Origin of the sequence: Mycobacterium sp. (assembly GCF_049802695.1) — a bacterium.
GTDB lineage: Bacteria > Actinomycetota > Actinomycetes > Mycobacteriales > Mycobacteriaceae > Mycobacterium.
In genome coordinates, this window is sequence record NZ_JBARMY010000419.1 from 1 (window position 1) to 9,359 (window position 9,359).

Consider the following 9,359-nt stretch of genomic DNA (forward strand, 5'->3'; position numbering starts at 1 on the left):
CCCATGCCCAGCGCGAACCGTTATCTGCCGCCGCTGAACCGGGAGCGGCAGGACTCCGCAGGAAGTAGCGGGCCGCCGCGTGGTGAGCGCGCCGGCGAACGGATCACCGTCACGCGCGTGGCCGCCCAGCGCAGCCGGGAGATGGGTTCCCGGATGTACTGGCTGGTTCAGCGGGCCGCCACCGCCGACGGCGCCGACAAGTCCGGACTGACGGCGCTGACGTGGCCAGTGGTCGCGAACTTCGCGGTTGACTCCGCGATGGCCGTTGCGCTGGCCAACACGCTGTTCTTCGCGGCGGCTTCCGGGGAGAGCAAGGACAGAGTGGCGCTGTACCTGCTGATCACGATCGCGCCGTTCGCAGTGATCGCGCCGCTGATCGGCCCGGCGCTGGACCGGCTGCAGCACGGCCGGCGGGTCGCGCTGGCGTTGTCATTCGCCTTGCGAACGGCATTGGCGGTGGTGCTGATCTTCAACTACGACGGGGCGACCGGTAGTTACCCGTCCTGGGTGCTCTATCCGTGCGCCCTGGCGATGATGGTGCTGTCGAAATCATTCAGCGTCTTACGCAGTGCGGTCACCCCGCGGGTGATGCCGCCGACCATCGACCTGGTGCGGGTCAATTCCCGGTTGACCATGTTCGGCCTGCTCGGTGGGACGATCGTCGGCGGCGGAATCGCGGGCGGCACTGAGTATCTGTTCACTCACTTGTTCGCCATGCCTGGCGCGTTGTTCGTCGTCATCGTCGTCACCGTGGGGGGCGCGTCGTTGTCAATGGGTATTCCGCGATGGGTCGAGGTTACCGCCGGTGAAGTTCCGACCCAACTGCGCTATCGCGTCCCCGGCGGGCCGGCGCGAGCCGGCTGGCAGCAGGACGCTCCGAAGGCTGGCGGTGCGTTACGACAACCTCTGGGCCGCAACATCATCACCTCGCTATGGGGCAACAGCACCATCAAGGTCATGGTCGGGTTTTTGTTTTTGTATCCGGCTTTCGTCGCGAAGGCACAGCACGCCAGCGGTTGGCGGCAGGTGGGCATGCTGGGGTTGATCGGGGCCGCCGCGGCACTCGGGAACTTCGCCGGCAACTTCACCAGCGCGCGACTGCGGCTGGGCAGGCCGGCTGTCGTCGTGGTTCGCTGCACCGTGGTGGTCACTGTGGCGGCACTGGCGGCCGCGATGACCGGCAGCCTCATCGTGGCGGCCGGGGCGACGCTGCTGACGGCAGGTGCCAGTGCCATCGCAAAGGCTTCACTGGATGCCTCCTTGCAGGACGACCTGCCGGAGCAGTCCCGCGCGTCGGCGTTCGGACGTTCGGAGTCGACGCTGCAACTGGCGTGGGTGCTCGGCGGCGCGCTCGGGGTGATGTTGTACACGGATCTATGGATCGGTTTCACCGTGGTCAGCGCTTTATTAATCCTGGGTCTGGCGCAGACCGTCGTCAGCTTCCGCGGCGAGTCGTTGATTCCGGGACTCGGCGGCAACCGACCGGTGATGGTCGAGCAAGCGTGAGGATCCGCACAGTCGCAGTGCTCGCGGTCGCCGTGCTGGCCTCCGCAGGCACCGGAGCCGGCGCGTGGCTGCTTGCGCGCGAACATGTTCCGCGGCAGCCGGAGATCAGCGCTTACTCCGCCGGGCATCTGACCCGCGTAGGGCCGTACCTGTTTTGTAACGTGCTCAACCTCAACGAGTGCCAGCGGCCGCAAGAGCAGGGTGAACTGCCGGTGAGCGTGCACGATCCGGTTCAGCTGTCGGTACCTCAGGCGATCGGTCGCGCACCGTGGCGGCTGCTGCGGGTCTACGAAGACCCGGCCAACACCATGTCGACCATCTACCGGCCCGCCAGCCGGTTGGCCGTCACCATCCCGACGGTGGACCCGCAGCGCGGCCGGCTGACCGGGATCGCCGTGCAATTGCTGACGCTGGTCTTCGACCCCCGCGGCGAGCTGATCGACGTTCCGCACGCCGAATGGTCGGTGCGGACGGTCTTCTGAGGCCGATCGTCGACTTGCTGGGGCAGATCGGCAGCGATGTGCACAACAAGTCGACGTTGACGCGAAGCTGTCGGCACCGCCCGGCACCGTGGGCGCATGCACAACCTGCAGTGGCCGTTCACTGGGACCGAAGCGCTGGCCGCCGGTCTCGTGACGCCGCATCAACTGCGGACGAGATTTCAGCTGGTTCACCGCAACGTGTACGTCCCACGCGGCCAGAAGTTGACCGCGGTCACTCGGGCAACCGCTGCCTGGTTGTGGTCGGGGCGAGCGGCCACAGCGGCGGGTTTGTCAGCGGCAGCCCTGCACCGTACCTTATGGATCGACGACTGGCTGCCTGCCGAACTCAACCGGCGCAGCCGGGACAAGGCCCGCGGCGTCGTCTTGCACAGCGACAAGTTGTGGGATGACGAGATCTGCGTCCGCAACGGGATCCGCATGACGACGCCGGCCCGCACGGCGTTCGATCTGGGGCGGCGAAAGGGGTTGGTCGGCGCGGTGATTCGCCTGGATGCACTGGCGAACGCGACCGGCTTGAAGGTGGCTGACGTCGACCTGCTGGCAGACCGTCATCGAGCGGCACGAGGCTTGGTGCAATTGCGGCGTGCATTGCCGCTGGTCGACGGCGGGGCCGAATCACCCTATGAGACGAAGACACGCTTGGCCCTCGTCGCCGGTGGCTTGCCGCGACCGCAGACCCAAATCCGGGTGCTCACCGCCTGGGGCACAGTGTTCGCCCGAGTCGATATGGGCTGGGCCGAGTGGGAAGTGGCCGTGGAGTTCGACGGCGCAGCATTGGACCGACCCGGTGCAGCGCACCCGCGACATCGACCGTATCGCCGAGTTGGAGGCGCGCGGCTGGACGGTGGTCAGGGTGAGTGCTGAGCTACTGCGCCAGCGACCGCACGTCGTCGTCGAACGCGCGCACCGCGCACTACAGGCTTCAGGGTGGTGAGCATGAGCACCCGTCGAACGTCGAGCTGTTCGGTCGAAATCGCGTACTTTCGCCCCACAACTCCACGTTCGGCCCCCTACGCTAGGCGCTGTGGTCGTCGGGCACCTGCTCGTCGTCGACCGGTGGCCCGGGTGGTGTACCGTCGCCGAACGGTCTGCCGCCCAACGCTTCTCGACCGTGTGCTGTGCGCCAGCCGGACAACTCGGGCCCCTTCGGCACGATGCGGGTGGGATTGATATCGGCGTGCACGATGTAGTAGTGCTGCTTGATCTGAACGAAGTCGACGGTGTCACCGAAACCCGGTGTCTGGAACAGGTCACGGGCGTAAGCCCACAGCACCGGCATCTCGGACAGCTTGTGCCGGTTGCATTTGAAATGCCCGTGATACACCGGGTCGAACCGGGCCAGCGTGGTGAACAGTCGGACATCGGCTTCGGTGATCGTGTCGCCTGTCAGGTAGCGCTGACCGCTGAGCCGCTCGCCCACCCAGTCGAGCGCGGTGAACAACCGGTCGTAGGCCGCCTCGTAGGCCTGCTGTGAGCCGGCGAAGCCGCAACGGTACACCCCGTTGTTGATTTCGGTGTAGACCCTTTTGCTTACCTCCTCGATCTCGGCCCGCAACGGTTCGGGGTACAACTGCGGTGCACCGTCGCGGTGGTAGGCGGTCCACTCGGTGGACAAGTCCAGCGTCAGCTGCGCGAAATCGTTGGTCACCACAGCTCCGGTCGGCACGTCGACGATCGCCGGGACGGTGATCCCTTTCGGATAATCGGCGAATCGTTTGAAATAGGCGTCCTGCAGGCGCGGTATGTGCAGTACCGGGTCGACGCCACCGGGGTCCAGATCGAAAGTCCAGCTGCGTTCATCGTGGGTGGGGCCGCAAAAGCCGATGGAGAGCACCTTTTCCAGCCCCAGGAGTCGGCGCACGATGATCGCGCGGTTGGCCCACGGGCACGCGCGCGCAACGATCAGCCGATAACGGTCCGGCTCGACCGGGTACCCATCGCGCCCGTCGGCGGTGATGCGGGTGTTGATGTAGTTCGTGTCCCGGTTGAATTCGCCAGCACCGGCCACATAAGACGCCACGTCGGCAGCCTACTGCTGCATTTCAGGTGCCCGGTTCAAGAACCGTCGTGCCAGGTTCGGCTCGGTGGACGCACTCGGTTCCCAGTGCGTGATCCAGGGTCCGGTGCCCTCGGACGGGTCGAGAATGCCGTCCTCGAGCCAGCTGAAGCGGCCGTCGAGCACTTCGCGCGACAACTGGACGTCGGCGTCGTCGGTGTTGGTCCACAGCGCGTCGAACAGGGCCTGCACCCGAAGGGTCGCTTGCTCACAGAACGCGCCGGCCAACTCATAAGCCTGCTGTCCGACAGTCTGATTCGCGGCGCGCTGCGACTCGGCACGCACGCAGGCCGCCGACATCGCGAATAACTCCGCGCCGATATCGACGACCCGTCCCAGGAACTGTTGCTTCTGCTCCAGCTTGGCCTGCCAGCGAGCCATCCCGTAAAAGGTGTTGCGTGCCAATTTGCGCGCGGACCGTTCGACGAACCGTAGATGTGTCGCCAGCTTGCCGAATTCACGGTAAGAAGCGGGGCGCTGACCTTCACCGAAGACCAACTGTGGCAGCCACTTCGCGTAGAAGCCGCTCGCATTGACCGCTGCGGTCGCCTTCTGCCGCAGATCGCTGTCCGGCTTGGCGAGATCACCGGCAGCCGAGAGGTGTGTATCGACGGCCTCGCGCGCGATCAGCAGCCGCATGATCTCGCTGGATCCCTCGAAGATGCGGTTGATACGCAGATCCCGCAGCGATTGCTCGACGGGTGCCGCGCGTTCACCGCGAGCGGCCAACGATTCGGCTGTTTCATAGCCACGGCCACCGCGGATCTGCAACAGCTCGTCGGCGATCACGCAGGACATCTCGCTGGACCACAACTTCGCCAGCGCAGCCTCGATCCGGATGTCGTTGCGGCCTTCATCAGCCATCTGACCGGAGAGCTCCAATACCGCGTCGAGCGCGTAGGCGGTGGCGGCGATGAAAGCGATCTTGCCGGCCACCGCCTCATGCTTGCCGACCGGCTTGCCCCACTGCACCCGTTCGGCAGACCACTCGCGGGCTATCTTCAGCGACCACTTGGACGCCCCGGTGGCGATGGCGGGAATGGCAAGTCGTCCGGCGTTCAAGGTGGTCAGCGCGATCTTCAGGCCGTCGCCTTCGCGTCCGATCAAATTCTCTTTGGGCACGCGCACCTGATGCAGTCGGGTGACGCCGTTTTCGATTCCGCGCAGACCCATGAATCGGTTGCGACGCTCAACGGTGATGCCCGGCGAATCGGCTTCGACCACAAACGCGCTGATTCCGCCGCGGTGCCCGTCGCTCTTGGGGACCTTGGCCATCACGACCAACAGATCGGCGACCACGCCGTTCGTCGTCCACAATTTGACGCCCTCGAGTTCGTACGCCTGTCCGCCGTCGACCGGCGTCGCGGTCGAGGCGAGGCGCGCCGGATCAGAACCCACGTCCGGTTCGGTGAGCAGAAATGCCGATATCGCGCCGGCCGCACACCGGGGCAGAAACTTCGCCTTCTGTTCGGGCGTCCCGGCGAGCTTGAGCGGCTCGGGCACGCCGATCGACTGATGCGCCGACAGCAGCGCCCCCAAACTGGGGTGCACGCTCGATACCAGCATCAGCGCCCGGTTGTAGCCGACCTGAGACAGACTCAAGCCGCCGTATTCCGCCGGGATCTTCATGCCGAAGCATCCGAGTTCGGCCAACCCTTTGACATATTCATCAGGGATCTCAGCGTCGCGCTCGATGACGGTGCCGTCGATGGTCTTGAGGAAGTCGCGCAGCTTGTCCAGGAAAGCTGCGATGCGTGCTGTCTCGTCCTTCGACGGCTGCGGGAAGGGATTGATCAGCGCCAACGGGAAACGACCCAGGAACAATTCCTTAGCGAATGATGGCTTATCCCAGCCACTTTCGCGTGACTCTTCGGCGACGGCCCGCGCCTGTTCTTCGGAGATCTGAGCTTGCTGCGTCACGGCGCCACCCTCTCGTGCTAGGACTCCCAGGACTACCGCTCTCAGTCTGCTGCCAGCAGCCCCCACAGTTCACCGATTCGACGATGACGGCGGGTGCTTTATCCGGTCAGGCGTCCAATTCTCGGGCCACCGCCTTGACCACCTCTGAGACCCGGCGTGCGGTTTTGCGGTCGGGATAGCGACCTTTCCGTAATTCGGGCTGCAGTGTGCTCTCCAGCAAGGTGATCATGTCTTCGACCATGCCGTGCAATTCGTCCGGGCTGTGCTTGTGCTCAACGGATGGCGTTTCCCTGCGGGTACGCGCCAGACTCGGCGGCGGGTCGATCAGCTTGAGACTCAGCGCCTGCGGGCCTCGCCGACCGGAAGCCAGGCCAAACTCAACCCGCTGGCCCGCCTTGAGCCCCTCGACACCAGCAGGCAGCGCCGAAGAACGGACATAAACGTCCTCGCCTTCCTCCTGTGACAGGAAGCCGAACCCCTTATCGGCGTCGTACCACTTCACCTTGCCTGTCGGCACTGGTCTCACCTGCTTGTCTGAGGGAGTTCTTTAGATTCTCGGAGGGCCACACAAGGAAGCGTCCCGCCTGCGCAGGACGCGTCAGCCTGCTGATCCTACTCGGGTGGCGGCCAGCGGAGCACCCCGATTTCTCGGTAGGGTTGAAGTCACCGTTGGAGGAGAAATGCGCCTGATCCTGAACGTCATATGGTTGGTTTTCGGCGGCCTCTGGCTGGCACTCGGCTACCTGCTGGCGGCGCTGATCTGTTTCCTGCTGATCGTCACCATTCCGTTCGGCTTCGCCGCGCTGCGCATAGCGTGGTTCACGCTGTGGCCGTTCGGACGCACGATCGTCGACAAGCCGGGCGCCGGTGACGGTGCCCTCGTCGGCAACGTGCTCTGGATTGTGCTGTGCGGTTTCTGGCTGGCCATCGGCCATCTGACCACTGCCGTCGCCATGGCGGCAACGATCGTCGGGATTCCGCTGGCGCTGGCCAACCTCAAACTGATTCCGGTGTCGCTGGTGCCGCTGGGCAAGCAGATCGTCCCCGCCGGCTCCTCGACACGATCGGATTGGGTGCACATGTGACCGTCACCGCGCTGGGTGTGCCGACGGTGCAAGGCCGCAAGGGCAGCGTCGTCGCGACGAGCATGCCCACCTCTGGACCGCTGGTCGACACCTTCGGCCGGGTCACCACCGACCTGCGGGTGTCGCTGACCGACCGCTGCAATCTGCGCTGCACGTACTGCATGCCCGCGCAGGGCCTGAACTGGCTGCCCGGCGAGCAGCTGCTGGGGCCCGACGAACTGGCTCGGCTGCTGCGTATCGCAGTCCACCGGCTCGGCATCACCAATGTGCGGTTCACCGGCGGAGAGCCCCTGCTGGCCGGGCACCTCGAACAGGTCATCGCGGCGACTGCCGCACTACGGCCGCGCCCGGAGATCGCGTTGACCACCAACGGTCTCGGGCTGGCCCACCGGGCCGTCGCTCTGGCCAAAGCCGGCCTGGATCGGGTCAACGTCTCGCTTGACACCCTGGACCGCGCCGATTTCGCGGCTGTCGCGCGACGGGACCGGCTCGACGACGTGCTCGACGGTCTGGTGGCGGCGAAGGCCGCTGGGCTGCGGCCGATCAAGGTGAACGCCGTGCTGGTGCCGGGCACCAAGCCGGAAGGCGCTGTCGAGCTGCTGCGGTTCTGCCTGCGGGGCGGTCACCAGTTGCGGTTCATCGAGCAGATGCCGCTGGACGCCGGGCATCATTGGCGCCGCGGCGCCGGGCTGAGCGCCGACGACCTGTTGGCGGCGCTGCGGTCAGATTTCCGGCTGCGAACGGACCCGGCACCGCGGGGTTCAGCGCCGGCCGAGCTGTGGCTCGTCGACGAAGGGCCGGATTGGCCCGCTGGCAAGGTCGGCGTCATCGCATCGGTGACCCACGCGTTTTGCTCGCAATGTGACCGCACTCGGCTGACCGCCGACGGGCAGGTCCGCAACTGCCTGTTCAGCGCCGAAGAAACCGACCTTCGGCGGCTGCTGCGCCAGGGCGCCGGCGATGACGTCATCGAGGCGGCCTGGCGGGCCGCCATGTGGCGCAAGGCGGCCGGCCACGGCATCAACGACCCGGGATTCATTCAGCCTGACCGCCCGATGAACGCGATCGGTGGCTGAGCCCGCGGTGAAGTCGACCCACCCGCACGATATTCGGGTGACGGTGCGCTATTTCGCGGCCGCGCGGGCAGCTGCCGGCACGGAGTCGGAGACCATCACCGTCCGATCCGGCGTCACAGTCGCCGAAGTGGTGCAAGGCCTCGCGAAGCGTAACGCGGAACTGTCGTCGGTGCTGAGCCGCTGTTCCTACCTGTGCGACGGGATGGCCGTCGGCACCGAGGCGGCGACGGTCCGACCCGTCAGATCGGGTCAGACGATCGATGTGTTGCCGCCGTTCGCCGGCGGATGATTGTGATTTGCGCCACATAACGGTTTAATCACGACGCGGCAACGGCTCGATCTCGTCGCCGTTGACCTGCGTGAACGACGCCACTTCCTGGTGTTTTCCCACTCGCCGCCGGACGAAACGCCGGGCTGAACAAAAAATGACGGAATTGCATTGAGCCGTTACCGTTTTCCCGGGCGCGCCGAGCCGGACCGAGCGGTGAGCCTTCCCTCCTACAGCGCCGAGCTCCATCCGGTAGGCCAGGGACACCAACGACACCCGATGGATGGAGGCGGGGGACCCAAACGTCCACCCGAATCGGACCTGGAGCCAAAAGCTCCTTGGGGTGAAGCCTGCGTCGTTTCTCAGCAGATACGACGCAGGCCGGGCAGCCTCTCCAGCCCGAACCCGACAGCTGACCTCGCAGGCGCGTGCAGAGAGGAATAACGCGCACTTATGAGCGGACGGCATCGTAAGCCCACGACATCGGGCATCAGCGTCGCTAAAATCGCGGTTACCGGAGCTGTGATCGGCGGCGGCGGCATGGCCTTGGCGGGCCACGCTTCGGCGGCGACCGACGGCGAGTGGGACCGGGTCGCCGGATGCGAATCCGGCGGCAACTGGGCGATCAACACCGGCAACGGGTACCACGGCGGGCTGCAATTCAATCAGGGCACCTGGGCAGCCCACGGCGGCGGCCAGTTCGCCCCGTCGGCGAATATGGCCTCTCGCGAGCAGCAGATCGCGGTTGCCGAACGGGTGCTCGCCACTCAGGGCCGCGGTGCTTGGCCGGTGTGCGGCCACGGACTGTCAGGTGCAACGCCGCGCAACGTGCTCGCTGATACTGCACCGACGAATGCCCCGATCGACGACCCGGAGGCCAACCCCGAGCCCGCGGCGCTGGATGCGCCCGCGCCGCCGGAGGACCTGCCGCCTGCTCCCGCTGAC

At 66.0% G+C, this 9,359-nt stretch carries 9 protein-coding genes, 1 pseudogene and 1 riboswitch; of the genes and pseudogenes, 7 read left to right on the forward strand and 3 right to left on the reverse strand.

What is annotated here, in order from left to right; translation table 11 throughout:
• The 3 genes and pseudogenes from WA317_RS16990 to WA317_RS17000 form a co-directional block, all read left to right on the forward strand.
• Nucleotides 1–1,506, forward strand: a 1,506-nt coding sequence (locus WA317_RS16990) for an MFS transporter (protein WP_425174141.1), incomplete at its 5' end; no start/stop codon positions are given.
• Complete coding sequence (locus WA317_RS16995; protein WP_425174142.1) at nt 1,503–1,988, forward strand: DUF2771 domain-containing protein; 486 nt, start codon at nt 1,503–1,505, stop codon at nt 1,986–1,988. The genes WA317_RS16990 and WA317_RS16995, both read left to right, overlap by 4 nt.
• A 96-nt stretch (nt 1,989–2,084) precedes the next feature.
• Nucleotides 2,085–2,937, forward strand: a pseudogene (locus tag WA317_RS17000) (endonuclease domain-containing protein); the annotation flags it as partial.
• 87 nt (nt 2,938–3,024) lie between these two features.
• Here WA317_RS17000 and WA317_RS17005 read toward each other — a convergent pair.
• The 3 genes from WA317_RS17005 to WA317_RS17015 all read right to left on the reverse strand — a co-directional run bounded on the left by WA317_RS17005 (nt 3,025) and on the right by WA317_RS17015 (nt 6,502).
• Nucleotides 3,025–4,029 (reverse strand): glutathione S-transferase family protein, encoded by a 1,005-nt coding sequence (locus WA317_RS17005; protein ID WP_425174143.1) that lies wholly within the window; start codon nt 4,027–4,029, stop codon nt 3,025–3,027.
• Nucleotides 4,030–4,038: 9 nt separating this feature from the next.
• Entirely contained in the window at nt 4,039–5,985 is a 1,947-nt protein-coding gene (locus WA317_RS17010; protein WP_425174144.1) for an acyl-CoA dehydrogenase family protein, read from the reverse strand.
• Nucleotides 5,986–6,091: 106 nt separating this feature from the next.
• The gene (locus WA317_RS17015; protein ID WP_425174145.1) at nt 6,092–6,502 is read right to left on the reverse strand and encodes a cold-shock protein; all 411 of its coding nucleotides are present in this window, start codon (nt 6,500–6,502) and stop codon (nt 6,092–6,094) included.
• A 163-nt stretch (nt 6,503–6,665) separates the two neighbouring features.
• On the opposite strand from WA317_RS17015, the gene WA317_RS17020 reads away from it, so the two are divergent.
• The 4 genes from WA317_RS17020 to WA317_RS17035 all read left to right on the forward strand — a co-directional run.
• Nucleotides 6,666–7,070, forward strand: coding sequence for a YccF domain-containing protein (locus WA317_RS17020; RefSeq protein WP_425174146.1), 405 nt, complete (start codon nt 6,666–6,668; stop codon nt 7,068–7,070).
• The gene (gene moaA, locus WA317_RS17025; RefSeq protein WP_425174147.1) at nt 7,067–8,146 is read left to right on the forward strand and encodes a GTP 3',8-cyclase MoaA; all 1,080 of its coding nucleotides are present in this window, start codon (nt 7,067–7,069) and stop codon (nt 8,144–8,146) included. The genes WA317_RS17020 and moaA overlap by 4 nt, the downstream gene beginning before the upstream one ends.
• Complete coding sequence (locus tag WA317_RS17030; RefSeq protein ID WP_425174148.1) at nt 8,139–8,435, forward strand: MoaD/ThiS family protein; 297 nt, start codon at nt 8,139–8,141, stop codon at nt 8,433–8,435. Before moaA ends, WA317_RS17030 begins: the two co-directional genes overlap by 8 nt.
• 242 nt (nt 8,436–8,677) lie before the next feature.
• Nucleotides 8,678–8,857, forward strand: a riboswitch (cyclic di-AMP (ydaO/yuaA leader).
• A 10-nt stretch (nt 8,858–8,867) separates the two neighbouring features.
• A partial coding sequence (locus WA317_RS17035; protein WP_425174149.1) for a transglycosylase family protein occupies nt 8,868–9,359 on the forward strand: 492 nt, incomplete at its 3' end.

Bases quoted from the DNA above. Each gene is read 5' to 3' on its own strand.
- WA317_RS17020 (WP_425174146.1), top strand. From the start codon at position 6,666: ATGCGCCTGATCCTGAACGTCATATGGTTGGTTTTCGGCGGCCTCTGG.